Consider the following 24,115-nt stretch of genomic DNA (forward strand, 5'->3'; position numbering starts at 1 on the left):
TTTGAATAAATAAGAGTATATCCCCTAAATAATTCGGGATGCCTGTAGGCGACAAGCGAAGACCGCTGGGGAGCATACATCAGTATGTGACCCGGCGGGCTGAGTGCGGTCAACACCCAGGCATCCTGAAGTATGACGGGGATATTTTTATTGCCAGGGTGGCTGCAACATTACGGGCAGTTACCTCAACATTCTGAGCCGCCTGCGCCAGTGCGTCCTCCTGAGAACTGATGCCACGGACAACAGAAAAAACCGCGTCAATGCCGTGGTCATGCACACAAGCATAATCATCACTCATGCCACCAACCAGTGCGATAACCGGTATGCCGCAGGCTTTTGCCACCCGCGCCACACCCACCGGGGTTTTTCCGTGGATGGTCTGGCTGTCCATGCGCCCTTCACCGGTGATCACCAGATCAGCGCCCTGTACCACACGGTGCAGATCCAGTGTTTCGATAACCATCTCTATGCCGGGCTGCATTTTAGCATCCAGCCACGCCATCAGCGGAACACCCATACCGCCTGCCGCACCGGCTCCCGCGACATCAATCACGGATTTTCCGGTCAGAGATTCAATGATTTCACCATAATGGTGCAGTGCGACATCCAGCTCAGTGACAACTGCTGGTGTTGCCCCTTTTTGCGGCCCGAAAGTGGCAGATGCGCCTTTTGGTCCGCACAGCGGATTATTGACATCACAGGCAACGACAAATTCTGTCAGTGACAGGCGCGGGTCCAGTTCCCGCATATCGACAGACGCCAGCGATGCCAGTGCACTGCCGCCAAATGATAAAGAGTAGCCCTGAGTATCACGAAATACCGCGCCCAGCGCCTGCATCATACCTGCACCGCCGTCATTTGTGGCACTGCCGCCTATCCCGAGGATGATTTTTTCAGCGCCGTCATCCAGCGCCGCCAGAATCAGTTCCCCGGTGCCGAATGTTGTGGTGATACGCGGATCACGCTTTGCCGCCGGTACCAGATGTAAACCGGATGCCGCCGCCATTTCAATAACAGCGGTTTTACCGTCACCGGACAGCCCGTAGAACGCGGTAACTTTATTACCCAGCGGCGCAGTAACCGTCACTTCTTTCAAAGTTCCCTGTGTCGCCTCAATCATTGAGACAACCGTCCCTTCCCCGCCATCCGCCATCGGCAATTTAATGTACTGCGCGTCCGGGAAAATAATTTTAAAACCGGCTTCCACAGCATCGGCGACCTGCATGGCGGTCAGGCTCTCTTTAAAAGAGTCCGGGGCAATCACTATTTTCATACTTACTCCTTTAACCGCCAAATCCGAAGACACCGAAAATCAGTGTGGAAACAATCGCTATCACCAGCCCGACCAGGGTTTCGTATGGCAGCAGCTTCAGACGCTCATGCACCTGCATATTCACACAACCGCCCGTGGCATGGAAGAAACTGCCGTGCGGCATCTGATCAAGTACCACGGCACCGGCGTGTACCATTGCCGCACCTGCCAGTGCTGTCACACCAAGGTCGAGCAGTGTGGAGCTGAATACCGCAGAGGCCACCGCAGTACCGGCGGTTGTTGAGGCAGTCGCCATTGACATCAGCGCCCCGGAAATCGGTGCCAGCAAATAGGAAGGTAATCCCGAGGCGGTCAGTCCGTTAATCAGCACATCTTTTAACCCGGAGTTGGCGATAATACCCGCCAGTGTTCCGGTACCCAGCAGCATAATTGCAACCGGTGCCATACGGCTCAGACCAGAAGTAATAAAGTGATTGGATTGGCGGATGCGCCCCATAATCAGCGCCCCGGTTAATCCGCCCAGTGGCAGTGCGATCAGCGGATCAACACTGATACCCGCAATCGGACGCAATGACAGCAGAAAAATCGCGACCAGCGGTGCACTCATGGATGCCCAGAAACCCGGTAATTCACCGTGCTGCGTCACAATCAACTCTTCTTTTGTCACTTTTGAGCCACGGTGAACCAGGCGTTTCGCCAGGAAATACGCAACAATCAGCCCGAAAATCCCGGGGACAATCCCTGCTGCCATCAGAGAGGTGAGCGGCACATTAAAGTTATCCGCCGCCGCGATAGTGTTCGGGTTTGGTGACATCACGTTACCGGCTTTCCCGCCGCCAATCATTGCCAGCAGGATCGCCATTTTGGAGAGATCAGCGCGGTGTGCAATCGCCAGCGCAATCGGTGAAACCGTAATTACCGCGACATCAATAAAGACGCCGACGGCGGTCAGCAGCAGTGTTGCCACCGCCAATGCCAGCAATGCCCGCTTTTCACCGACTTTGCGGACGATGGTTTCGGCAATGGTATTTGCCGCACCTGACTCAATCAGAACCCCCGCCAGAATACCGGCAGCAAGAATACGCAGCACAGCATTAGTTATGCCCTGTGCGCCGGTCACCATCAGCGTCACCGTCTGTATCAGATCAGCCCCGCCAACCAGCCCTCCGGCCAGTGCGCCCGCCATCATCCCGTAAACCGGCGGTACTTTTTTAAGTATTAATCCTATTGCCACAACCAGCGCAACCATTGCGCCCAATGCTGAAACTGTCACCATGAGCTGTCCCCTCCGGTAATTATGATTATTTGAATAAAACGGCGTTTATTATGGCGCGGCAGAACAGGATTAGCTTGAGAGGTTCCGACAAAAAACGGATAGCCGGAATGGCGTAACTTGTAGAATGCTACAAAAGGCTATTCGGTGAGGATCCCGAAATACAGCTGAATAACTGATTCTAATCTATTGATATTTAAGCCAGTAATCGATTCAACACGCGTGAGACGGTAGCGCAGTGTATTTGTATGAATATGCAGCATTTTTGTAGTTTGAGACAGATCACAATTCTGATCAAAATAGGTCTTCAGTGTGTGGCATAACACATTTCGGGTATCTGCCGCCTTCAGTTGCTGCCAGGCTGAGGTCAGTTCAGCCGCTTCCCAGCTGTCACGAAATCCCTGCAATAATGCGGGCAGCTTAACTTCATCATAAAAAATCGTTTTCTGCTCATACGCCGGGGTCAGCCCGAGTTGTTGTACCGCGCAGGCACTCTGCCATGATCGGTGTAATCCGTTGTTTGCGTGAAAGAAACCACCGACATACATCTGCAATTCAGGCGAAGAGGGTAGCTGCCGCCGTAATGCCTGTAACTGTTTGCGCAACGGCGAAACCAGCCGGAAATTCTCATCACATATGACAGGTTTGAGGACAACAAGGGAATTGATGCCGCGAATACTGACCAGAAGATCCATTTTCAGATTATCAATGTATTCGACTAACTGATGAAATTGTTCATGATCCGGCGCCGGCAGAGAGAGGATCAGCGCAACACGGGGTTTGTCAGGCGAGATCCCGAGATAAGCGGCGATAGATTTAACCGACTGCGGCTGCTGCTCCGGGCTTATCAGCTGACTGACAAGTTCATCACGATAACGCCTGTCCCACTGTGATTTTTCAAGTAAATCGACCTGTTCAAGAACCAGTTCGGCGGCCATGCGCACCAGTTCGGCATAGTTGCGCACCTCATCCGGTTTACCGGAAATTCCGACCACGCCGACCATGCTGTCACGGAAAATCACCGGCAGATTAATCCCCGGTTTTACCCCTTTCAGTGTCGCTGCCGTTGCCTCATCAATCTCAACAATCCGGTTTTCCGTCAGTGCCAGTACCGCACCTTCATGGCGCTGGTTAACCCGCTGCGGATCACCGGAGGCAATAATCACGCCCTGCGCATTCATTACATTCACAGAATAACTGAGGATTTGCATGGTCCGCTGAACAATCAGCCGCGCGGTTCGCTGGTCAAGCCGGGCCGGGGTCATATCAGGACTTTACGTGTGTCAGTTTTGCTGCCGCAATAGCCGATTCAATGGCTTTTCTTGCCAGCGGGCTGTTGCGCCAGCAAGTGGAGCCGGTCAGCGCGGCACCGGCACTGAGTAGTGAGGGCGCATCTGCGGTGGCAAGCTGAGTCAGTGTCGAAAAACCCATCTGTTCCAGGCGCTCAACCACTTTGGCGCCAACACCTTTTACCGCTAATAAAACGGCTTTGTCTTCGGGGGAAAATGGCATATTGCTCCGTAAATGACTATACCCTTATTCATTCAAATTGCAGATTCGTTGGCGCAGGGAAGACTGCATCCTGAATGACATTGGATATACCAGAAAATCATACGGCTACCATAACAAATTGCGGGAAAAATGGGAGCGGAGAAAGAGAAAAAGAGACTAAAAGGAATAATTCAGAGCAGGGAGGATGATAACGGGTAAAGGAATGAAAAGCATGCGCGCCATGGATGGCGCGCCTGAGCTTACAGGGAGGTATTCACAGCGACTTTTCATTTTGCCCGTTATCAGCATACCGGACACAAGACACAATCAGTCTTCAATAGCCTGGCGCAGTTTTTTCATGGCATTTTTTTCCAGCTGGCGAACACGTTCAGCAGAAACACCATATTTATCAGCCAGTTCCTGCAATGTTGTTTTGCTGTCATCATCCAGCCAGCGGGCGCGGATAATATCACGGCTGCGCTCATCCAGGGTATCAATCGCCATGGTGAGTTTATCTGTGGCGTGGTTATCCCAGTTATCTTCTTCAATTTCATCTGCGAAATCAGAGGATTTATCCTCCAGAAACAGCGATGGCGCTATAACCGGATGATCACCGTCGTCGTCATCGGACATGTCAAATGCCATATCCTGCGCCGCCATACGCGATTCCATCTCCAGCACATCTTTGCTGGTGACACCCAGTTCCTGAGCAACCATTTCGACTTCTTCCTGGTTAAACCAACCCAGACGTTTTTTAGATTTACGCAGATTAAAGAATAGCTTACGCTGTGCTTTAGTGGTGGCGATTTTTACAATACGCCAGTTACGCAGCACATATTCATGGATTTCTGCTTTGATCCAGTGAACCGCGAATGACACCAGACGCACACCCATTTCCGGATTAAAGCGGCGCACCGCTTTCATCAGCCCGATATTTCCTTCCTGGATAAGATCCGCCTGAGGCAACCCATAGCCGGAGTAGCTGCGGGCAACATGGATGACAAACCGCAAATGAGACATGATGAGCTTTTTCGCAGCATCAAGGTCGCCATCATAATAGAGGCGCTCAGCCAGTTCTTTCTCTTCCTCTGCCGTCAGCATCGGATACTGGTTTGCCGCACGGACGTAAGCTTCAATGCTTCCCTGCGGAACCAATACTAAGGATTGGGTATCTTTAGTCATTCAGTCCTCGATATGAATAAAAATGACGTCGGCAGACGATAATGACAAATAGTGTACAGCATGAGGCGCAGTTACGCCTACCACTTCGTGCCTGCGCTATGAAGTACCGGCGGAGAGAGAATTGCCTTCCGCCGGTCTGCCGGTCTGCCGGTCGGTTATTGCGGCATAAAATGGCGTAAATGACGAACTGTAGCCAGCCAGGCGGCAATCCAGCCGATCATACCGGAAACCAGCACAATCAGCAGTGCCTCATCCCAATCCAGCCCGGTTAAGGTGAATGTTGTACCGAAAATTGCCGCGACACCTGTGACAACCGCCGCTAATTTCCATACCAGCAGTGATGATAATAACAGTGATAATATTGCCCCTGATGCCCCCAGCAACATACCACCGTTCAGGAACGGACGCAGAATAAAGCCGTCTGTTGCCCCGATAAGCTTCATCACATTGATGGTTTCCCGGCGGCTGAAAATATTGAGCCGGACACTGTTACCTATTACCAGGAACAGCGCGATGATCATCAGAACGCCGATAATTGAGGCGATTTGCCCGACAAGCCCGGTCAGTGCCGCCAGGCGGGCAAACCAGCTGTCATCCATACGGACTTCATCAATTCCGGACAATGCGCTGACACGATCACGCAGTGTCATCAGTGTATCACTGCTCTGCATATCAATTTTCGGCGTTACAATAGCAACAGCCGGTAACGGGTTCTCTTCCAGCATATCCAGTGCAGTGCTGAAGCCGGACCAGGCACGGAATTCTGTTATCGCCTGGTCGCGGGAGAGATAATTAACATTATCCACGCCGTCGAGGGCTTTCAGTTCATCCACCAGCTTTTGTCCGCCCTGCTCATCCAGACCTTTATCCAGATAAACAGTCAGTTGCGGTGTCGGATACCACTGCTCCGCGGCATGACTGACATTTTTCCACACGATGTAAAAAACACTCGGCAGTGTCAGGGAAATCGCAATCACCATAACGGTCAGCAATGTGGAAAGTGGCTGGCGCAACATATCACCGACCGTATTTACCCACGCATGACGCCACTGTTCACGCCAGCCGCCTTTCAGCGCTTTGGACTTGGACGGTATTTTTTTTACGGGTTTACGCGGTTGCTTAGCCATGAAGATCTCCCGTCATACGCCCCTGACTCAGAGTGAGCACACGGTAATTCCGGCGCTCAATCAACATAATATCATGTGTTGCCATCAGAACTGTCACACCCGCCCGGTTAAATTCTTCAAACAGACGCAGGATCCCTTCTGATAACTCACTGTCGAGGTTCCCGGTCGGTTCATCCGCCAGCAGCACTCTCGGTTTATTCACCACCGCACGGGCAACACCCACGCGCTGCTGCTCCCCGCCGGAGAGCTGAACCGGAAAGTTACGTGCTTTATCGAGCAGTCCGACTTTATCCAGTGCGGCACTGACACGGCGGCGGATATCTTCCTGACTCGCGCCGGCAATGATAAGCGGCATCGCCACATTGTCATACACTGTGCGATCCATCAGCAGATGGTGATCCTGAAAGATCATACCGATTTGGCGGCGCAGAAACGGCACCTCACGGTTTGTCAGGCGGCTGATATTATGTCCGTCAAATGAAATAGCCCCGTCACTGGGACGCTCAATTCCGCAAATCAGTTTCAGCAGGGTACTTTTCCCTGCGCCGGAATGCCCGGTCAGAAACACCATCTCAGCAGGGCGGACATGAAAATCCACCCCCTGGAGTGCCTGCCGGCCGCCTAAATAGGCTTTACTGACGTGTTCAAAGCGGATCATGGATGATTAGTCCTCCCGGGCAAAAAGTGCCTCAATAAAATCATCGGCTTTGAAAGGACGCAGATCGTCAATACCTTCACCAACCCCGATATACCGGATAGGAATACCGAATTGATCCGCAATGGCAAAGATAACCCCGCCTTTCGCCGTACCGTCAAGTTTGGTCAGAGTCAGCCCGGTCAGCCCCACGGCCTCATTAAAGAGACGCGCCTGACTGACGGCGTTCTGCCCGGTGCTGGCATCCAATGTCAGCATAATTTCATGCGGGGCATCCTCATCGAGTTTTTTCATCACCCGCACGATTTTCTTGAGTTCTTCCATCAGGTGCGCTTTATTTTGTAAGCGCCCTGCGGTATCTGCGATCAGGACATCAACGCCTTTCGCTTTTGCCGACTGGATAGCGTCAAAAATCACAGAAGCCGGATCAGCCCCGGTATGCTGTCCGATAACAGAAATATTATTGCGTTCACCCCAGACCTGAAGCTGCTCAACCGCAGCTGCGCGGAAGGTATCTCCGGCAGCAAGCATCACAGATTTGCCCTGAGCCTGATACTGACGCGCCATTTTACCGATAGTGGTGGTTTTTCCGACGCCATTCACGCCGACCATCAGGATCACATACGGTCTTTTATCTTCGATAACCAGTGGCTTATCTACCGTTGCCAGGATCTCGCCCATCTCTTCACGCAATTTGGTAAACAAGGCTTCCGCGTCTTTCAGATCACGGCGGCTGGCATGCTGTGTCAGGCTGGTAATAATTTTACGGGTGGTGTCCACCCCGACATCCGCCACAAGCAGCTGTTCTTCCAGCTCGTCGAACAGATCGTCATCAATTTTTTTGCCACGGAAAATACTGAAGAAACCGGAGCCGATATTTTCACGGGTACGCACCAGGCTGCGTTTCAGGCGGGCAAAAAAGCCCTCTTTAGCCGGTTTTTCCTGTGTGGCGGCCGGTGCAGGAGATTCATTTTCGATCTCTTGTGCATCTTCTGCATCTGCCTGCGCCTGTGCAAGGCGCAGCGCTTCTTCTTCCTCAGCCAGACGCTGTTCTTCTGCTAACTGCACCTGTTCTGCTATTTCAGCATCACGGCGGGCTTGTTCTTCTGCTAACCGCGCCTGCTCTGCCATTTCAGCATCATGGCGGGCTTGTTCTTCTGCTAACCGCGCCTGCTCTGCTATTTCAGCATCACGGCGGGCTTGTTCTTCTGCCAGGCGCTGTTGTTCAGCAGCCTGCGCCAGACGCGCGTCTTCCGCGATGCGCTGCTGTCTGGCAGCCTCTGCGTCACGCAGTGCCTGTTCTCTGACCAGGCGTTGTGCTTCTTCTGCACGCTGCTGCTCTGCGGCTTGTTCTTGTGCAAGACGCTTTTCTTCCGCTATACGCTGCTGTTTGGCTGCCTGTGCATCACGCTGGGCCTGCTCTTCGATCAGACGTTGCGCATCTTCTGCACGCTGTTGCTCTGCTGCCTGTTCCTGCGCAAGACGCTGCTCTTCTGCCAGACGCTGCTGTTTGGCAGCCTCTGCATCACGCTGAGCCTGTTCTTTACCAGGCGTTGTGCTTCTTCTGCACGCTGCTGCTCTGCGGCCTGCTCTTGTGCAAGACGCTGTTCTTCTGCCAGGCGCTGCTGTTTGAGCGCCTGCGCATCACGCAGTGCCTGCTCTTTCGCCTGACGTTGTTCTTCTTCTGCCCGCTGCTGTTCTGCCGCCTGCTCTTGCGCAAGACGTTTTTCTTCCGCTAAACGCTGTTGTTCACTGACTTCTGCGTTACGACGTGCCTGCTCTTGCGCAAAACGCTGTTCTTCAGCAGCTTGTGCATCGCTGCGGGCTTGTTCTTCGGCTAACCGGGCCTGTTCTGCCATTTCAGCATCACGCTGAGCCTGTTCTCCGGCTAATCGTGCCTGCTCTGCCATTTCGGCATCACGGCGGCTCTGCTCCTGCGTTAAACGGGTCAGCTCTGCAATTTGTGCATCACGGCGTGCCAGCTCTTCGGTTAAACGTGCCTGCTCTGCAATTTGTGCATCACGCTGAGCCTGTTCTTCGGCTAAGCGTGCCTGCTCTGCCTGTTGTTCCTGACTCTCCTGTGATTGATTTTCATCATCTTTACGACCAAAACCCAACCAGGAGAAAAAACCTTTTTTCTTATCTTTTGCCACAGCCACTATACCCCTTGCACACTGTTACCCGTCACCCCCGGCGCCTGCGCGTTCCGGAAAATGTTGAGCAGATATGGCGTAATTATCATCATTAATTGTGAATTAGACGCAGTCTATCATTTCACAGGATGGTTGCGCATCGGCTTTCCGTGATTTCAGGTTAAATTTAAACGAATTTTTACAAAACATGCGTATAATATGTCGCTGTTTTCCCGTCAGATATACCCTTATTCATTCAAACCACAGGTTCGCCGGTTGCGGGAAGCCTGTCTGCATCCTGAATGACGTTGGGTATATACTCGTCATACTTCAGATTAATAAGTTGCGAAAGTTATGGTAAAAAAAGCACATAGCGCACCTCAGGGGCAAATCCGTATTATTGCCGGTCTGTGGCGCGGACGAAAACTGCCGGTTCTGACACACGACGGCCTGCGCCCGACCACTGATCGCGTGCGTGAAACCCTGTTTAACTGGCTGATGCCGGTGATCAATGGTGCGCGTTGCCTTGATGCATTCGCGGGCAGCGGTGCGCTCGGGTTTGAAGCCCTCTCCCGCCATGCCGCTGCCGTGACATTTATTGAACTGAACCGCGCGGTTGCCACGCAAATTACGGCTAACGCCCGTTTGCTGGCCTGCGATCACGCAACAGTGGTAAATCAGAGTGCGCCGCAGTTTCTGGCACAACCGGGAACACCGTTTGATGTGGTGTTTCTCGATCCGCCGTTCCGTAAAGGGTTATTACAGGAAACGGTTGATTTGCTGGAACAAAATGGCTGGCTGAGTGCCAATGCCATGATTTACGCGGAAGCGGAAGCAGAATCAGATCCGCTGGTTATCCCGGCAAACTGGTTGTGTCACCGGGAGAAAGTGGCCGGTCAGGTTGCGTATCGTCTTTACCTGCGGCAGGCAACTGCTGAGCAGGCTAATTAACAGGAGTCCGTATGTTCTGGATTAATATCGGCCGGTTGCTGATGTTATCAGTGTGGAGTTTTTTGATTTTCAGCCTGGTTCATCCGTTCCCGAAACCACTGAATATTTTTATGCATATCGCCACTTTTTTTTATGGTCGTGATGCACGGTTTGCTGATGGCGATGTTCAATGCCGGTCAGCCGAAAGATAAAAAACTGACCGCCGCCGGCAAACTCAGGGTCTTTCTGTTCGGCGTTTTTGAGCTGCTTATCATGCTGCGTCGTCAGCAGGCAGAACTGAAATCCCCGCCTGCGGGCGATGACGACAAACACGACCAGCCCTGATCAGCGCAGCGGCTCATAACGGATAAAACGGGTGCCCTGCATAAAAAGCGTTCCGCGTGAATGCAGGGTTATCTCCCGGTATTGCGCCTCTTTTATATATACCACGATAGTTTTCCCGGACAGCGGGCGGAAATGCACCTCATAACGGAAGGTTTCCGGGAAGACCACATCCCGCTCGCGTGAGCGCATATTCGGGTACGGATAATCCTTTTTCTCTGCAACCGTCACTTCAGATGTTGTTACGACAGAGCTGTCATTAATCTCATTTTGCTTTCTCTGTTCGAGGAAACGACGTGCTGCCAGTACAATAATAAGTGCGGCAACAATAAAACCTAATAATCCAAATTTATTCATGGGTATGCTTGTTTTCCTGCAATCTTGTTGATCGTGACCTGTAAATACGGGATATTAGCAAATATTCAGGTGTTATTCGCCCTCAACATATCTAAAGGACACCCCATGAATTGGCCATTTATCGCTGTACTTTTTTCCGGCTGGCTCTATATCGATGCCGCCTACCGGGGACCGGACTGGCAGCGCTGGGTCTTCCGTCCCGTCACTCTGCTGTTGTTACTACTGTGGGCATGGAGCGGTGATTACGGGCTGGATATCTCCGGTTACCTGGTGTGCGTCGGGCTGTTAGTCGCGATTGTGTCTGACACCATCCGCCTGGTCGCAGACAATAAAATCGATCTCTCTTTGTACACCAGTGCCGTGTTTTATCTGTTGTATGCCCTGAGCTTCGCCCTGCTGAATAATTTCACATTTTATATTCCGTTGCTGATTACATTGCTGGTGATTGCTGTCGCCGTTCCGGCATTGCTCTGGTACAAACTCGGCGATCACAAAATTCCGGTACTGACCGCACTTCTCAGTGCGCTGGTGATGGCGTGGCTTGCCGGTGAACAGTTCTTCGGGCTGGGAACCGATTATAATTTCTCCCTGATGATCGGGGCATTCTGTCTGGTACTGAACCTGATCCTCTGGCTGGTGAACCGCTTTCTGTTCTCGTTTAAGCTGGCAAAAGCGGTCTATTCCACTTTCTATTTCCTCGGTCACTTCCTGATTGTCCGCGCGATCACACTAATGTAATCACGCCACAAAACAGCAGGAACGCACAATTTGCCTAAAATTATGTGTTCCTGCTGTTGACTCTGGAGTCTACTCCAATGTGTACACTTCCTGTTAATGAGACAAATTAACAACAACTGAACTGTTGAACAGGGAGGTGTTTATGCACCCGAACAAAGACAAACATGAGCATACGCACAGCACCAGCTGCTGCTGCACCGGTAAATCAGAGTGCTCCGCCGGTCAGACCGCGGCGGCACATCAGAGCCATGATCATGATGCACATGACCACAGCGAACACGCGCAGAAGGAACATGACGAAGATGAGTCCCGCGCGCATGACCATGCCACGCACGATCATGCGCATACTGACTCACATCATGACCACGCCAGCCACGACCATGCACAGAGAAGTTGCTGCTCACACGATAAAGCCGCAAATGATGATGTCACACCGCCTGAGTTATCCGGCAGCCGCCGTTATAACTGGCTGATTGAAGGTATGGACTGCCCGAGTTGCGCGCGGAAAATAGAAACCGCCGTCGGCAAAGTCGCCTCAGTCAGACAGGCAAAAGTGATGTTTGCCACCGAAAAACTGGTGGTGGATGCCGGTGAAGATGTGCGCGCGGCAGTCACAACTGCTGTACAACAGACAGGCTTCACGCTGTACGACCTGAATGACAAAAATGCAGCACCAAAGAAAAAAGAAGAAGTCAGTCTGCTGAAACAAGCGGCACCAATGATTATCCTCGCGATACTGATCGCCCTCAGTTACGGGCTGGAGTTGATTAATCCGACCCTGGGTAAATATGCCTTTATCGCGTCAACGCTGATCGGGCTGTACCCGGTTGCAAAAAGTTCGTTTCGCCTGATCCGTTCCGGGTCGCCGTTTGCCATTGAAACACTGATGACGGTTGCTGCCGTCGGCGCGATTGTTATCGGTGCCACAGAAGAAGCGGCAATGGTTATCCTGCTCTTTCTGCTGGGTGAAATGCTGGAGTCTTATGCGGCAGGCCGTGCCCGCCGTGGTGTCAGTGCGCTGATGGCACTGGTACCGGAAGATGCGGTGGTGATTAAAGACGGCAAAAAGACATCTGTGCCGGTTTCACAACTGCGTCCGGGCGATATTATTGAAATTGCACCGGGCGGACGTTTACCGACCGATGCCGAACTGCTCAGCGAATTCGCCAGTTTTGATGAAAGCGCACTGACCGGGGAATCCGTTCCGGTTGAGCGGGCACAGGGTGAAAAAGTCGCGGCAGGCTCGCTTTCCGTCGACAGAGCAGTACAAATGAAAGTGGTTTCTGAACAGGGACAGAATGCGATTGACCGCATCATGACGCTGATTGAAGAAGCCGAAGAGCGCAGAGCGCCGATTGAGCGGTTTATCGACCAGTTCAGCCGTTACTATACGCCGATGATCATGCTGCTCTCCGCGCTGGTGATTGTGGTTCCGCCACTGTTTATGGGTGCTGAGTGGTATCCGTGGATCTACCGTGGTCTGACGCTGCTGCTGATTGGTTGTCCGTGTGCGCTGGTGATTTCCACCCCTGCGGCGATCACCTCCGCACTGGCAGCTGCCACCCGTCGTGGTGCGCTGATTAAAGGCGGTGCCGCACTGGAACAACTGGGTACAGTGACCACCGTTGCCCTGGATAAAACCGGCACACTGACAGAAGGTAAGCCACAGGTTACGGATATCGTTGCGCTGAATAATCACAGTAATGCGGATGTTCTGACCTTTGCATCATCAGTTGAAAGCGGCTCACACCACCCGTTAGCCAAAGCGATTCTTGAACGCACAGCTGAACTCGGACTGACCATCACAGAAGCCGATAACCGCAAAGCACATGCCGGTAAAGGGGTTGAGGGTAACCTGAATGGTACAAATGTACTGGTCAGCGCTCCGGGCAAACTGGCAGAAGGTCTGCTGACGGAAGCCAATGCAGCTGAAGTTATCCGCCTTGAAAATGAAGGGAAAACCGTGGTCGCGGTGGTCGCAGACCAACAACTGACCGGGCTTATCGCCATGCAGGATACACTGCGTGACGATGCCGTGGAGGCTATCGCACAGTTGCGCAACATGGGCGTCAATGCGGTGATGCTGACAGGGGATAACCCGCGTGCCGCCGCTGCTATCGCCAATGCGGTCGGAATGGATTTCCGCGCAGGGCTGATGCCGGAAGATAAAGTAAAAGCGGTGATGGCGCTTAATGAAGAGCACCGCACCATGATGGTGGGCGATGGTATCAATGACGCGCCGGCAATGAAAGCCGCCGGTATTGGTGTCGCCATGGGCAGCGGGACAGACGTGGCACTGGAAACCGCCGATGCCGCCCTGACCCATAACCGCCTGACCGGTATTGCGGAAATCATCGCGCTGTCCCGGGCAACACGCAGAGTTATCCGCGAAAACATTGCTATCGCACTGGGTCTGAAAGCGGTCTTCCTGGTAACCACGCTGATGGGGCTGACCGGGCTGTGGGTCGCGGTACTGGCTGACTCCGGTGCAACCGCACTGGTTACCGCCAACGCCGTGCGCCTGCTGCGGGCAGTGAAAAAGTAACCCGCTGATATCGCAATGCTGTAAAACATAATGCAGTAAAACAGAAAGGGGATGCAAATTGCATCCCCTTTCTGTTACCGGCTATAAACTACCGGTTACCGGACCACTAAAATCGTGGCTTTAATGTGTTTGAGGTACGCCACAATCGTGAAAGTGACAATCACCAGCAGTGACCAGGAACCCCACTTTCCGGCATGGACTGTTGCCCACGCACCAATCTGGTTCGGATACTGCCAGACACCAAAAAAAGTCCCGAAATTTTCTGCCAGCCAGATAAAAAAGCCAATCAGCACAAAACTGAGTAACAGCGGCATTCTGCGCTCTTTATCATACGGCGTGAAATAGACCATCGTGCGCGCATACAATCCCAGAATAAAGGCGGTGAGATACCAGCGGTAATCGCCGATAAAATGATGCGCAAAGAAATTGACATAAATGGCCAGCGCGACAAGCGTTGCCAGCCAGTAGGGCGGGAAATTTTCAATACGGACATGCAGGAAGCGCCAGGCCTGAATCACATAACTACCGACCGCCGCGTACATAAAACCGGTAAACAGCGGCACATTCCACAACTTTGTATAGGCAAAGTCCGGGTAACTCCATGACCCGATAGCCGATGAGGTTTTGAATAATTCCATAACAAACCCCACGACGTGGAAAATACAAATCGCTTTCAGTTCATCCACCGTTTCCAGCTTTTTCCACACCATACCAATCTGAAACAATACCGCCAGGATCAGCAGGAAATCATAACGCGGAATACCGTAAACACCTTTTGCAGGGACTAAAAAGAGTGCCAGAAAAAAGAAGGCGGCAAATAAACAGGCTCTCGCCTCTTTCAGACCAAAAAACCAGAATTCAAGGATAAACCGGCGCCAGCCGGTCAGTGACGAGTGTTTCTGCGCCAGCAGAAAGGTATCGAGGCTACCAGGCATGGAACTGTCCCTGAAAAATAATTACAGCGCACTGTCATGTTTACAGATCAGATAGCGGTACGGCGTATTATCTGTGTCCTGTGCGACCAATTCGTGCTCCATAAACCGGCAGAAGCCCGGGATATCCCGCGTGGTCGCAGGGTCATCTGCCAGCACCAGCAAGGTTTCTCCCGCATTCATGCCGCGAATGGTTTTACGCACCAGCATTACCGGCTCAGGGCAGCGCAGCCCGAGGGTATCGAGGGTTTTATCAACACAAGAAAAAGCATCTGACATCATTGTTGTCCCGTCAAAGAAAATGGCGGGGAATTATACCGCAAATAACAATACTACGCCTGTGTATCTGTTTTTAGTGCCTTACATTAAAAACTGTTATTTCAGCCCGCCGTTCTGTCAGACAGACTGTTGTGGTATACCTTCTACGGAGAACTGAAATGAAAAAACAAACACCACCGTGTCTGATCCCCGCATTATTAACCTGTTTACTGGCAGCAGCCCTACCGGCAGAAGCTTGTACCCGGCTGGTCTATAAGGGAAATAATGAGCATGTTCTGACTGCCCGCTCAATGGACTGGTCACATACTATCGGTACCAATTTATGGCTGTTTCCCCGCGGCATGTACCGTGAGGGCGCCCCCGTTGATCACGGGCTGAGATGGACATCCCGCTACGGCAGTGTCATCGCTTCCGGCTTTGATGTTTCCACAACAGACGGCATGAATGAAAAAGGCCTGACGGCAAACTTGCTCTGGTTGTCAGAATCCGTTTATCCGCCGGACAGTAAAGACAAATCTATTCTGTCTATCTCCGCATGGGCACAATATATTTTGGATAATTTCGCTACAGTTAAAGAAGCAGTGACGGCTCTGCGCAAATCAGAATTTATTGTTGTATCCGATGGTTTTCCGGGTGCCGGGAAATATGTATCACTGCACCTGTCTATTTCTGATGCTACAGGTGACAGTGCAATCATTGAGTATATTAATGGTAAGCAGGTGATCAGCCATTCAGTCAACTATTCTGTACTGACAAACTCTCCGGTGTACAGTGAGCAAATCGCGCTGAACAACTACTGGAAAGAAATTGACGGGTTCAGTTCATTACCGGGAACAAGCCGTTCCGCAGATCGGTTTACCCGGGCCTCTTTTTACAGCAACCATATCCCCCGGACACTCACAGAAGATGAAACGCTGGCGTCTGTGTTCAGTATTATCCGTAATGTATCAGCACCTTATCGCTTGGAAAACCGTGCCAATTCAGATAAAGTGGCCACCAAAGCACCGCGTTCTTCCACACGCTGGCGTACCGTGGCGGATCAGAAAAACAAAGTGTACTTTTTTGAATCGGTCGTAACGCCTAATACATTTTGGATCAATCTGAATGATCTTGATTTTTCGGAAAAAACCGGAAAAGTGAAAATGTTGGGGCTGGGCGAAAAACAGTCGAATATCTATTCCGGTAATGCCGCAGGGGCATTCATTGAAGCCGAACCTTTTGAGTTTGCCAGTATCAGCTATGCCGCTGAGCAATATGAGATTAGTGAGAAATAAATCGTTTAGTTCCCCGCCATCCGGCAGGGAACTATCAGTCACGACAACAAAGACACCCGCTTTGATTTTGTTGCGCAAACGGCGTATCATCCTGCGCTGAGTTTATTGGGTTCCCTAACCCCAACCACCAAAAAGGTACAATATGTTTAATTTATCCCCCCGGCAGCGGCTTATGGCGCTGACCTGGTTATCGCTTTTCCATATTCTGATCATTACCTCCAGTAACTATCTGGTGCAGTTGCCGATCACTATTTTCGGCTTCCACACGACCTGGGGCGCATTTACCTTTCCCTTTATTTTCCTGGCAACTGACCTGACAGTGCGGATCTACGGCGCACCATTGGCGCGGCGAATTATCACCTCTGTGATGATACCGGCACTGGCTATCTCCTATGTTGTCTCTGCCCTGTTCTTTCAGGGCGACTGGCAGGGATTTGAGGCGCTGACACACTTTAATCTGTTTGTGGCACGAATTGCCGCCGCCAGCTTTATGGCTTATGCCCTCGGGCAAATTCTTGATGTGCGCGTATTCAACCGCCTGCGTCAGAACCACCGCTGGTATGTTGCGCCTGCTGCTGCGATGTTTGTCGGCAATCTGATTGATACGCTCGCCTTTTTCTTTATCGCCTTCTGGCGCAGTACCGATCCGTTTATGGCGGCAAACTGGGTGGAAATCGCGCTGGTGGATTACAGCTTTAAAGTGACCATTTGCATGCTCTTTTTCCTGCCGGCTTACGGCGTGCTGCTCAATCTGATCCTGCGCTCGTTTTTCGAACAAAAAGACGACGATTCTCTGCCCGCGCATCACTAACCTGTCATTTTTCTGACACGCAGAGTGATTATCCTCACTCTGCGCTGTCGGCTGTATCACATTTTCCCCATCTGCTGCAGTACTCCCGGCCATTACAGTGCGTCAGGTCTCACATATCCGTTGTTGTAACTGATAGTCTGATTCAGACGGAATAATCCCTCACAGACACCATAACGCGATGCATTCAGGAGTTTGAGTATGTTAAAAGTGATCCAATCTCCGGCCAAATATATTCAGGGCCCGGACGCGCTTTACCATGTGGGTAAATACATCAGACCACTGGCAGAAAAAACGTTGGTAATTGCTGATAAATTTGTCCACGGACTGGTAGGCGAAATCGTAAATGAAAGTCTGAGCGAGTATGAAGTTTCCGGTGTCGTTGAGATCTTCGGGGGCGAATGTACCCATGAAGAGATCGAGCGCCTGACCAAACTGGCGAAAAACCATAAATGCCAGGCGGTTCTGGGTGTCGGCGGTGGTAAAACACTGGATACCGCAAAAGCGGTTGCGCATTTTGCAAAGATACCGGTGATTATTGCCCCGACTATAGCCTCCACAGATGCGCCGACCAGCGCACTGTCCGTTATTTATAATGAACTCGGCGCGTTTGACAGCTACCTGTTCTATCCGCAGAACCCGAATGTGGTTGTGATGGATACCAATATTATTGCCCGCGCCCCTGCCCGCCTGCTGGTTGCCGGTATGGGTGATGCTCTGGCTACCTATTTTGAAGCCCGCGCATGCAGTGCAGCCGGTAAAATGACCATGGCAGGCGGCGGCACAACGCTGGCGGCGCTGGCTCTCGCCGGTCTGTGTTTTGATACGCTGCTCAGTGACGGCATCAAAGCCAAACTTGCGGTGGAAGCCGGTGTCAGTACCAAAGCGGTGGAAAATATTATTGAAGCCAATACGCTGCTCAGCGGCCTGGGTTTTGAAAGCGCCGGTCTTGCGGCAGCGCACGCTATCCATAACGGTTTTACCGCACTGGAAGAGTGCCACCACATGTATCACGGTGAAAAAGTCGCCTTCGGCACAATCGTTCAGTTAGTGCTGGAAAACGCTCCGGCAGAAGAGCTGGAGATGGTTCTGGAGTTCTGCGTACAGGTCGGTCTGCCGATTACACTGGAAGAACTGGGTGTGGATTGCATCGGTCCGGAGCTGGAAGAAAAAGTGATGGCGATTGCCGAACTGAGCTGCGCCGACAACGAAACCATCTACAATATGCCGTTTGAAGTCGATTCAGACCAGGTTTACGCCGCCATCATGGCAGCCGATCGCATGGGTCGCGACTGGCTTTATTAATTGATTATGTAAGTTAGTTTGGGATGCTTGTGGGTGTTAAGTGAACGTGGGCATCAGATAAAATAAATGGACTGGTTCCGGATGCAGGATTACAACCGGAATCAGTCACATGAAAGCCTGAATAATCTTCCGCCTGAGATTTCTCGGAAGTAGTTGAAAAACTCTAATCAGAGTTGCTTCAGATAAGGGGAAGGAAGTCGACTGTCCACATTGGGACATCAGGTTTTTTATCCGCTGATATTACTCATATACAAAAAACTATTAAGTGAAATAAAAATTATATCCACGTCGGAAATTAAGAACTTTCTGTGATTTATATAGGCAACTAGTTAAAACGCTATCTCTCTTGTAAGCTATACAAATAAAATAAGGGGTAATCTGTAAAATAAATTTAAAGGGTGTATTTATGACTAAGAATTTAATATTTATTTCATTATTCGTATCAGTGCTTGCTATATCTGGTTGTACTCAAAAAGATCGGGATGCCATATCCGATATGACTTATGCTTTAACCGGAGTACCCGGAGCAAAACATAAGAATGCGCAAAATGGTGAATATCAAGGTGGTGAAACCGACGGTCAACGGAGACTAAGAGAAAGACAGGAACAATTTGCGAAGAAAAGAACACAATGGTATGGCAAATCAATTGATGACCTCATCGAATCCTGGGGTAGCCCCTGGGGAATACACCAAAGAACAGATGGCGGCAAACAATATACCTGGAAGTATTTGCAATATATGAATAATGGGGCAAATCACACCACGTGTGTAGATAACTTTACTACCGACAAGAAAGGTATTATTAAAAAATGGACATCTCAAGGTTGTTGGGATCATATTTAAATTTGATATTTTTATGTGCAGTAAAAATTATGGACCCTGTATTACAGGGTCGAGATAGCTATCACTGAAGAAAATAATACAGTAGATATCAAATAGTAAGACATTATTATCCCCCTCAGTTTTATATCCTAACCCTATTTTCCTTATGCAGTTTATAAGGAAAATAGGAAGTTAACTAGTTACCTACATAAATAACAGAGTATTCTTAATTTTCGACAACATTTATTTTTTGATTTTACCATTTAAGTTTTTCGTTCGTCTGCTGTCTGCTTTCCCTAAAATAAAACAACTATAATTAGATTATGGCATTAGCGGTAATCCTCCCGAAAAACCAGAGTGTTCATAAGTGGAATTATTACCATGGCTTTTTTAGGCGGTTATGGGATTATTGAAAAAGCAGCAAGAGCTAAAGATAGGTTGTATATTAGTCATCTTATACTATTCCACACTCTGCATTTAAAAAATATAGAAATGGCGTATTTTGTGGTAGAGCCTATAATATCTCCTGAGTTATATATGATAAGTAGTGAAAAAAAAGACGGTAAACCAAGTATTTGAGTCTATAGTTAGAATGGCTTACTCTAAATAAGGAATTGGAAGATGAAGGGATTTTTAAAAGTTGAGCTAGAACATTTACGATTATATTTGATTGGCTTATTCCTTGTTACATTGTTAGGACTTCCTGAATCGTTGATCTTTTCTATTATTTTATTTGTTATGTTGATAGTTCTATACATTAAGCCTATTTATTTTTTAATAAAAAAGAAAAAATAGGCTTATTTGTTTTATTATATATTTTGCGTGTTAATTGAGTAGCCACTGGTTCCTGCTGTTATATGACTCCACGAAATTGATTCATATCTCAAAAGTATTTTTTCATGAGAGATTATGTTTGAACGATTATTTTTTTCGGGAATGATTGATTGAAGTCAACAATAGTTGCTTTTGTTATCTTTATTTAAAAGTATCTTTCTAACTTTCCAGATTGACTTATTCTGTAAAAACTAAACTCTGCATTTAATAATTCATTTACAGCTACTGAAACACCTAACAATGGAGATGATTTATCTATTGATTTTGTAAACAAAATGGGATGATGTACAGAGTTTTGCATTCGACTTATATTATAATCAATATCTAATACTTGCATTTGATCTTTGTGGCTTTCTTGATATCGATTTCCTATTGAATCAAGGGTTGAACAACCCGCTGATATTAACCCTTGTTTCTCACCTTGGGTTTTCATGAGTATCTGGCTTTTCATTTTATTTCCCCATGTGATATTTAGCTTTAGTAAGCCATTGTTTCTATCGTAAGGCAATAAAAATATCAAATAAATACTTAACCTACCGAGGTAAATTTGTTGCGTTTTTTACACTGAAATGATGACGATTTTTAAAGAAATAGTTCACAAGCCATTTTGAGTTAGGGTACTTATAATGCAGGGGTAGCCGAATATTCAAGACCACCGAAACCAAAGGCTATCCCCGGTGGTGATCTGTCCCCCGCCCCCAAAAACACAGATAATCTCCAAGGTTTATTACATTAAGGATTAATCCTGATTTTATCCGCGGTGAAATTAGCTACTCTTCCCTCATCTGATGTTCGGTCATTGACCTTATTATTTCTGAATCGGAATTTTAATCATGCGAATAATACCCTGGTTTATTGTTGGATTATCCGCCACCCTTCTTGCCGGTTGCGGCAGTTACGACCCCATCGACCGCACTATTGTCAGTTCTAAAGTCCTTCGTTCTACCGATGCCTTTAACCCGACCGTTACCAACCGGAGTGAAGATAGCTTTATTGGTTTCTCCTATGACCCGAAGAAAAAAGAGTTTCTGATAGTCGGGGAGAAATATTCCTATATTGCGCCGGTTGCAAAGAAAGTGCAGTTCATCATCGATACCCCGGCTATCCGCGATAATATCCGCGTGCGGTATCGTGATGAAAAGGGCTGGGGAGTCTGGGATTACAAACTGGTTGATAAAAACGGTATTCCGCTGGAGAAACCGGAGTTAAGTGATCTCACCTTAATTCTGTGTTTTAACAACACAGTTGCGCAGTCACAAATTGATGAATACAAAAGAACATTTGAATCAAGCCGGATTTATTTTACTCTTTTCCTGAAAGAGCCGTGCTTTTATTTCCCGTTGGGTGACAGCCGCGCGCAAATGTTTACCACCACGCCTGAATCAAAGCGGGCAATAAAAACAAAACTGCCGCGCCCGTTTCCGTATCTGATTGATACCGTCACAGCCAAAGACAAAGCCACACTGGAGTCTCAAAACCGCAAAGCAAAAGCCCTTTCTCCGCTGGCAACCGTTGCGGACGGCCTGCTGACATTTGGTCAGTATCTGGCACTTCCTTTCACTATCTGGCACTAAAAGTACAGGTTACGGATGAAAAAATATTTTTTGCTGCTCTCACTGCTCCCGCTGCTGAATGGTTGTATGTCCGATGAAGAATGGCGCGCCATGAAAGCCTCAGAAAAGGCGGCGGGCGAGCGGGAAATCTGTAAAAAGGGTTCGCTGACGCTCGGGCGGGATTACGCTCTGGCGGGTGTGGAAAGCGCGCCGGGTCTGGTGCAATACCGGGAACTGTGTGAAAAACACGACTTTGTGGTTGATCAAAAACAGTGGGACAGCGGACACAAGAGCGGCGTGGCACAATATTGCACCCCCTTGCAGGCCTATAAAACCGGGAAACAAAATTACATCTATGAAACCACTCTCTGCCGGGCAAAAGCTGCGCGGATATCTCAGCTCAATGCGGCATGGGCAATGGGACAGCGCTGGAAAGATATTAACTATCAAATAAACGAGCTGGAAACAGAATATAACGATCTGGAGAGTACCATCAGGGATCTGGACTACCGTAAAGACAGAATGGAAGATAAAGAGGATGCCCGCGAAGCCCGCTATCTGCTGCGTCGTCTGAAGCAGGAACAGCGTGATTCTGAACGGACTCTGCGCCAGTACCGCAGCCAACTGAGCGCGCTGGACAGCCAGAACCTCTCCGCTATCGTGAAATATAATTGATCAGACATATAACGGATAACCTGATGATAAAAATTGTCTCCGTACGGCGTATTTTGCTGCTCTCTCCGCTGCTTCTGCTGACGGCCTGCGGCGCTATTGGTAATGCCAGTGATAATTTTGATGCAGAGCAATATAATGCCTCTCCCGCCGGGATCGCTGAATCACAGGCGCGGGAAGCCGAACGCATGAAAGAGGTGCAGATTCTGCACGAAAAAGAGAAACAGGTTTGTCTGTCCTATCAGGCTGACTGGCGCAAAACCGGATATGATATCGGAACGCGGGGCGGCAACGCGCAATACTATAATTCAACTCTGCGTGATTGTGAGCGTTACAAGCTGAAATTCAATCAAAAACAGTGGGAAGCCGGTTATCAGCAGGGGCTGAAAGACGGTTACTGTGTTTATAATACCGCGCTGTATGTCGGGCCTGAGTACGCGTTTGATAATATGATGGAAACCTGTTCGCCGCTGCTTTCAGAGCGTCAGCGGCAGAATATGCTGATCTTTTTCACCAAAGGCCGGATCATTGCAGATCAGAAATCCGAACTGTCCGATGCGAAATACGAACTGTCTCAGCTGGAAAATAAACTGCGCTACAGTGATGACAGTGAGACTTCCCGCGAAGATCGCCGCGAGTACCGCTCGCTTAAACACACAGTGGCTGATTTACAGTACAGGCTGGAGCTGCTGCACTCTGAAGCACAGCGGCTGATACTGGAAACCGGCGGCCGGTAATATCAGCCGCCTGTATGAATACTATGCGGCAGGCAGGATCTCTGCCGCTATGGTATCCACTGCCTCTTTTAAATCTTCCAGCGTTATCTGTTGCTGTTTGTTACTCAGCTGAACCCCGTTATTCTTCCTGATCGCCTCAAGATGAGCCGTTTTCGTGACTGAATCTGTAATTTTCCATTCAAAAAAGAGATTGGTATCCGCATCCCGGTTACCGACCGCAAGCTGAGTTCCGGCAATAATCAGCATCACCGGCAGCACTTCATACGGCTTCATCTCTTTGTTTGTCAGACTGACCGAGGTTATCACCCCGCTGAAATGCAGCACTCCGGGAGCGGCAGTTTCCGTCAATGTATAATGTTTCGCCAGTTCCCGTTTGATTTGCTGATTAGTGTAGTTGAGCAACACAGTCATAAATTGTTTGCCCATCTGGTTATTTTTATTCAGCGGCCTGAAAGACACGGGGGTAAAAATAAGTTTGGTTTCCGGCTTGTCTGTCCTGAACTCCGTTGATGTCCATGCTTTTATTTTATTGCCGGACACCGTATCTTCTTCATTCAGACGCTGATAGTCACTCAGAAAACCTGATTGTTCCGTCGTATCAGGCAGGCGGCTTGAACATGCCGCCAGCAGAAAGAGCGCTGCCGCGGTTATGATGGATTTTGTGACTGTATTCTTTGTTGCTTTACTCTTTGTTGCTTTACTCTTTACTGCACAACACATATTACGCTCGGTATCTTTATGATTTTTAAAAAGTTACCGGGATGCTAACACTGAAAAATATAATAATATGAATAGAAAATGCGATTTACCCGGTTGTTGGGTATAACCCCTTTTACTCAGCGGCAAAAAACCG

At 49.5% G+C, this 24,115-nt stretch carries 25 protein-coding genes and 2 pseudogenes; 12 read left to right on the top strand and 15 right to left on the bottom strand.

Translation table 11 applies throughout. The annotated features are described in order from the left end of the window. Positions 1 to 109: 109 nt before the first annotated feature. The 10 genes from AYY17_RS16725 to AYY17_RS22805 all read right to left on the bottom strand — a co-directional run bounded on the left by AYY17_RS16725 (position 110) and on the right by AYY17_RS22805 (position 9,160). Entirely contained in the window at positions 110 to 1,273 is a 1,164-nt protein-coding gene (locus AYY17_RS16725; RefSeq protein WP_067425511.1) for a glycerate kinase, read from the bottom strand. Positions 1,274 to 1,283: 10 nt separating this feature from the next. Further along, positions 1,284 to 2,549, bottom strand: a complete 1,266-nt coding sequence (locus AYY17_RS16730; protein ID WP_067425514.1) for a GntP family permease — start codon at positions 2,547 to 2,549, stop codon at positions 1,284 to 1,286. A gap of 137 nt (positions 2,550 to 2,686) precedes the next feature. Then, complete coding sequence (locus AYY17_RS16735; protein WP_067425516.1) at positions 2,687 to 3,811, bottom strand: sugar diacid recognition domain-containing protein; 1,125 nt, start codon at positions 3,809 to 3,811, stop codon at positions 2,687 to 2,689. Position 3,812: 1 nt separating this feature from the next. Beyond that, entirely contained in the window at positions 3,813 to 4,058 is a 246-nt protein-coding gene (locus AYY17_RS16740) for a Pathogenicity locus (RefSeq protein ID WP_067366772.1), read from the bottom strand. 306 nt (positions 4,059 to 4,364) lie between these two features. Next, the gene (gene rpoH, locus AYY17_RS16745) at positions 4,365 to 5,219 is read right to left on the bottom strand and encodes an RNA polymerase sigma factor RpoH (RefSeq protein ID WP_067401261.1); all 855 of its coding nucleotides are present in this window, start codon (positions 5,217 to 5,219) and stop codon (positions 4,365 to 4,367) included. Between the two features lie 155 nt (positions 5,220 to 5,374). Then, positions 5,375 to 6,346, bottom strand: coding sequence for a permease-like cell division protein FtsX (gene ftsX, locus AYY17_RS16750; RefSeq protein WP_067425518.1), 972 nt, complete (start codon positions 6,344 to 6,346; stop codon positions 5,375 to 5,377). Then, positions 6,339 to 7,004: a cell division ATP-binding protein FtsE gene (ftsE, locus tag AYY17_RS16755; protein WP_067425521.1), complete on the bottom strand. Its 666-nt coding sequence runs from the start codon at positions 7,002 to 7,004 to the stop codon at positions 6,339 to 6,341. The genes ftsX and ftsE overlap by 8 nt, the downstream gene beginning before the upstream one ends. Positions 7,005 to 7,010: 6 nt before the next feature. Then, on the bottom strand, positions 7,011 to 8,132 hold the full coding sequence (gene ftsY, locus AYY17_RS22795) for a signal recognition particle-docking protein FtsY (RefSeq protein WP_459562077.1): 1,122 nt from the start codon (positions 8,130 to 8,132) through the stop codon (positions 7,011 to 7,013). 47 nt (positions 8,133 to 8,179) lie between these two features. Further along, the gene (locus AYY17_RS22800) at positions 8,180 to 8,362 is read right to left on the bottom strand and encodes a hypothetical protein (protein ID WP_459562078.1); all 183 of its coding nucleotides are present in this window, start codon (positions 8,360 to 8,362) and stop codon (positions 8,180 to 8,182) included. A gap of 66 nt (positions 8,363 to 8,428) precedes the next feature. Beyond that, positions 8,429 to 9,160, bottom strand: a complete 732-nt coding sequence (locus tag AYY17_RS22805) for a hypothetical protein (RefSeq protein ID WP_067425527.1) — start codon at positions 9,158 to 9,160, stop codon at positions 8,429 to 8,431. 327 nt (positions 9,161 to 9,487) lie between these two features. On the opposite strand from AYY17_RS22805, the gene rsmD reads away from it, so the two are divergent. Then, complete coding sequence (gene rsmD / locus AYY17_RS16770) at positions 9,488 to 10,084, top strand: 16S rRNA (guanine(966)-N(2))-methyltransferase (protein WP_067425530.1); 597 nt, start codon at positions 9,488 to 9,490, stop codon at positions 10,082 to 10,084. An 11-nt stretch (positions 10,085 to 10,095) separates the two neighbouring features. Next, positions 10,096 to 10,408 (top strand): annotated as a pseudogene (locus AYY17_RS16775) (DUF1145 family protein). Here AYY17_RS16775 and AYY17_RS16780 read toward each other — a convergent pair. After that, positions 10,409 to 10,762: a DUF2500 domain-containing protein gene (locus AYY17_RS16780; RefSeq protein WP_067425533.1), complete on the bottom strand. Its 354-nt coding sequence runs from the start codon at positions 10,760 to 10,762 to the stop codon at positions 10,409 to 10,411. A 105-nt stretch (positions 10,763 to 10,867) separates the two neighbouring features. On the opposite strand from AYY17_RS16780, the gene AYY17_RS16785 reads away from it, so the two are divergent. Together AYY17_RS16785 and AYY17_RS16790 are read left to right on the top strand one after the other, a co-directional pair. Then, positions 10,868 to 11,500, top strand: a complete 633-nt coding sequence (locus AYY17_RS16785; protein WP_067425536.1) for a lysoplasmalogenase — start codon at positions 10,868 to 10,870, stop codon at positions 11,498 to 11,500. Between the two features lie 142 nt (positions 11,501 to 11,642). Beyond that, entirely contained in the window at positions 11,643 to 14,045 is a 2,403-nt protein-coding gene (locus AYY17_RS16790) for a zinc/cadmium/mercury/lead-transporting ATPase (RefSeq protein WP_067425540.1), read from the top strand. A gap of 95 nt (positions 14,046 to 14,140) precedes the next feature. On the opposite strand, the gene AYY17_RS16795 is transcribed toward AYY17_RS16790, so the two are convergent. Together AYY17_RS16795 and tusA are read right to left on the bottom strand one after the other, a co-directional pair. Beyond that, positions 14,141 to 14,980 (bottom strand): DUF817 domain-containing protein, encoded by an 840-nt coding sequence (locus AYY17_RS16795; RefSeq protein ID WP_067425543.1) that lies wholly within the window; start codon positions 14,978 to 14,980, stop codon positions 14,141 to 14,143. A 21-nt stretch (positions 14,981 to 15,001) separates the two neighbouring features. Continuing rightward, positions 15,002 to 15,256, bottom strand: a complete 255-nt coding sequence (tusA, locus tag AYY17_RS16800; protein WP_067401245.1) for a sulfurtransferase TusA — start codon at positions 15,254 to 15,256, stop codon at positions 15,002 to 15,004. Between the two features lie 158 nt (positions 15,257 to 15,414). Here tusA and AYY17_RS16805 point away from each other — a divergent pair, with 158 nt between their 5' ends. From AYY17_RS16805 to AYY17_RS16825, 5 genes are all read left to right on the top strand, one after another. Then, the gene (locus AYY17_RS16805; protein ID WP_067425547.1) at positions 15,415 to 16,530 is read left to right on the top strand and encodes a linear amide C-N hydrolase; all 1,116 of its coding nucleotides are present in this window, start codon (positions 15,415 to 15,417) and stop codon (positions 16,528 to 16,530) included. Between the two features lie 142 nt (positions 16,531 to 16,672). Next, positions 16,673 to 17,341, top strand: a complete 669-nt coding sequence (locus AYY17_RS16810) for a 7-cyano-7-deazaguanine/7-aminomethyl-7-deazaguanine transporter (protein ID WP_067425550.1) — start codon at positions 16,673 to 16,675, stop codon at positions 17,339 to 17,341. A 198-nt stretch (positions 17,342 to 17,539) separates the two neighbouring features. Continuing rightward, positions 17,540 to 18,643: a glycerol dehydrogenase gene (locus AYY17_RS16815; RefSeq protein WP_067425553.1), complete on the top strand. Its 1,104-nt coding sequence runs from the start codon at positions 17,540 to 17,542 to the stop codon at positions 18,641 to 18,643. 406 nt (positions 18,644 to 19,049) lie between these two features. Next, entirely contained in the window at positions 19,050 to 19,487 is a 438-nt protein-coding gene (locus AYY17_RS16820) for a hypothetical protein (RefSeq protein ID WP_067425556.1), read from the top strand. A gap of 360 nt (positions 19,488 to 19,847) precedes the next feature. Beyond that, a complete protein-coding gene (locus tag AYY17_RS16825; RefSeq protein WP_067425559.1) occupies positions 19,848 to 20,045 on the top strand; it encodes a hypothetical protein in 198 nt (65 codons plus the stop codon). 230 nt (positions 20,046 to 20,275) lie between these two features. On the opposite strand, the pseudogene AYY17_RS21360 reads toward AYY17_RS16825, so the two are convergent. Continuing rightward, positions 20,276 to 20,751: pseudogene (locus AYY17_RS21360) on the bottom strand (Hcp family type VI secretion system effector). Between the two features lie 382 nt (positions 20,752 to 21,133). On the opposite strand from AYY17_RS21360, the gene AYY17_RS16830 reads away from it, so the two are divergent. Genes AYY17_RS16830 through AYY17_RS16840 form a run of 3 tightly spaced genes read left to right on the top strand, consistent with a single transcriptional unit; the run spans position 21,134 to position 23,262 of the window. Further along, positions 21,134 to 21,874 (top strand): hypothetical protein, encoded by a 741-nt coding sequence (locus AYY17_RS16830; protein WP_067425562.1) that lies wholly within the window; start codon positions 21,134 to 21,136, stop codon positions 21,872 to 21,874. Between the two features lie 15 nt (positions 21,875 to 21,889). Next, a complete protein-coding gene (locus AYY17_RS16835; RefSeq protein ID WP_067425565.1) occupies positions 21,890 to 22,528 on the top strand; it encodes a DUF2799 domain-containing protein in 639 nt (212 codons plus the stop codon). Positions 22,529 to 22,551: 23 nt separating this feature from the next. Next, on the top strand, positions 22,552 to 23,262 hold the full coding sequence (locus tag AYY17_RS16840) for a DUF2799 domain-containing protein (RefSeq protein ID WP_067425568.1): 711 nt from the start codon (positions 22,552 to 22,554) through the stop codon (positions 23,260 to 23,262). Positions 23,263 to 23,283: 21 nt separating this feature from the next. Here AYY17_RS16840 and AYY17_RS16845 read toward each other — a convergent pair whose 3' ends face one another. Beyond that, positions 23,284 to 23,982 (bottom strand): DUF3313 domain-containing protein, encoded by a 699-nt coding sequence (locus AYY17_RS16845; RefSeq protein ID WP_067425571.1) that lies wholly within the window; start codon positions 23,980 to 23,982, stop codon positions 23,284 to 23,286. Between the last annotated feature and the right edge of the window lie 133 nt (positions 23,983 to 24,115).

The sequence above is a fragment of the Morganella psychrotolerans genome (assembly GCF_001676055.1).
In the GTDB taxonomy this organism is placed as follows: domain Bacteria; phylum Pseudomonadota; class Gammaproteobacteria; order Enterobacterales; family Enterobacteriaceae; genus Morganella; species Morganella psychrotolerans_B.

What these genes read in the sequence shown, in the direction of transcription:
- rpoH (WP_067401261.1), bottom strand. Translation starts at nt 5,219, where the DNA reads ATGACTAAAGATACCCAATCCTTAGTATTGGTTCCGCAGGGAAGCATT.
- AYY17_RS16735 (WP_067425516.1), bottom strand. Translation starts at nt 3,811, where the DNA reads ATGACCCCGGCCCGGCTTGACCAGCGAACCGCGCGGCTGATTGTTCAG.
- AYY17_RS16810 (WP_067425550.1), top strand. Translation starts at nt 16,673, where the DNA reads ATGTTTAATTTATCCCCCCGGCAGCGGCTTATGGCGCTGACCTGGTTA.
- AYY17_RS16815 (WP_067425553.1), top strand. Translation starts at nt 17,540, where the DNA reads ATGTTAAAAGTGATCCAATCTCCGGCCAAATATATTCAGGGCCCGGAC.
- AYY17_RS16820 (WP_067425556.1), top strand. Translation starts at nt 19,050, where the DNA reads ATGACTAAGAATTTAATATTTATTTCATTATTCGTATCAGTGCTTGCT.
- AYY17_RS16790 (WP_067425540.1), top strand. Translation starts at nt 11,643, where the DNA reads ATGCACCCGAACAAAGACAAACATGAGCATACGCACAGCACCAGCTGC.
- ftsX (WP_067425518.1), bottom strand. Translation starts at nt 6,346, where the DNA reads ATGGCTAAGCAACCGCGTAAACCCGTAAAAAAAATACCGTCCAAGTCC.
- AYY17_RS16785 (WP_067425536.1), top strand. Translation starts at nt 10,868, where the DNA reads ATGAATTGGCCATTTATCGCTGTACTTTTTTCCGGCTGGCTCTATATC.
- AYY17_RS16840 (WP_067425568.1), top strand. Translation starts at nt 22,552, where the DNA reads ATGATAAAAATTGTCTCCGTACGGCGTATTTTGCTGCTCTCTCCGCTG.
- AYY17_RS16825 (WP_067425559.1), top strand. Translation starts at nt 19,848, where the DNA reads ATGGCTTTTTTAGGCGGTTATGGGATTATTGAAAAAGCAGCAAGAGCT.
- AYY17_RS16835 (WP_067425565.1), top strand. Translation starts at nt 21,890, where the DNA reads ATGAAAAAATATTTTTTGCTGCTCTCACTGCTCCCGCTGCTGAATGGT.
- ftsY (WP_459562077.1), bottom strand. Translation starts at nt 8,132, where the DNA reads ATGGCAGAGCAGGCGCGGTTAGCAGAAGAACAAGCCCGCCGTGATGCT.
- AYY17_RS16740 (WP_067366772.1), bottom strand. Translation starts at nt 4,058, where the DNA reads ATGCCATTTTCCCCCGAAGACAAAGCCGTTTTATTAGCGGTAAAAGGT.
- AYY17_RS16845 (WP_067425571.1), bottom strand. Translation starts at nt 23,982, where the DNA reads ATGTGTTGTGCAGTAAAGAGTAAAGCAACAAAGAGTAAAGCAACAAAG.
- tusA (WP_067401245.1), bottom strand. Translation starts at nt 15,256, where the DNA reads ATGTCAGATGCTTTTTCTTGTGTTGATAAAACCCTCGATACCCTCGGG.
- AYY17_RS16830 (WP_067425562.1), top strand. Translation starts at nt 21,134, where the DNA reads ATGCGAATAATACCCTGGTTTATTGTTGGATTATCCGCCACCCTTCTT.
- AYY17_RS16795 (WP_067425543.1), bottom strand. Translation starts at nt 14,980, where the DNA reads ATGCCTGGTAGCCTCGATACCTTTCTGCTGGCGCAGAAACACTCGTCA.
- AYY17_RS16805 (WP_067425547.1), top strand. Translation starts at nt 15,415, where the DNA reads ATGAAAAAACAAACACCACCGTGTCTGATCCCCGCATTATTAACCTGT.
- AYY17_RS16725 (WP_067425511.1), bottom strand. Translation starts at nt 1,273, where the DNA reads ATGAAAATAGTGATTGCCCCGGACTCTTTTAAAGAGAGCCTGACCGCC.
- rsmD (WP_067425530.1), top strand. Translation starts at nt 9,488, where the DNA reads ATGGTAAAAAAAGCACATAGCGCACCTCAGGGGCAAATCCGTATTATT.
- AYY17_RS16730 (WP_067425514.1), bottom strand. Translation starts at nt 2,549, where the DNA reads ATGGTGACAGTTTCAGCATTGGGCGCAATGGTTGCGCTGGTTGTGGCA.
- ftsE (WP_067425521.1), bottom strand. Translation starts at nt 7,004, where the DNA reads ATGATCCGCTTTGAACACGTCAGTAAAGCCTATTTAGGCGGCCGGCAG.
- AYY17_RS16780 (WP_067425533.1), bottom strand. Translation starts at nt 10,762, where the DNA reads ATGAATAAATTTGGATTATTAGGTTTTATTGTTGCCGCACTTATTATT.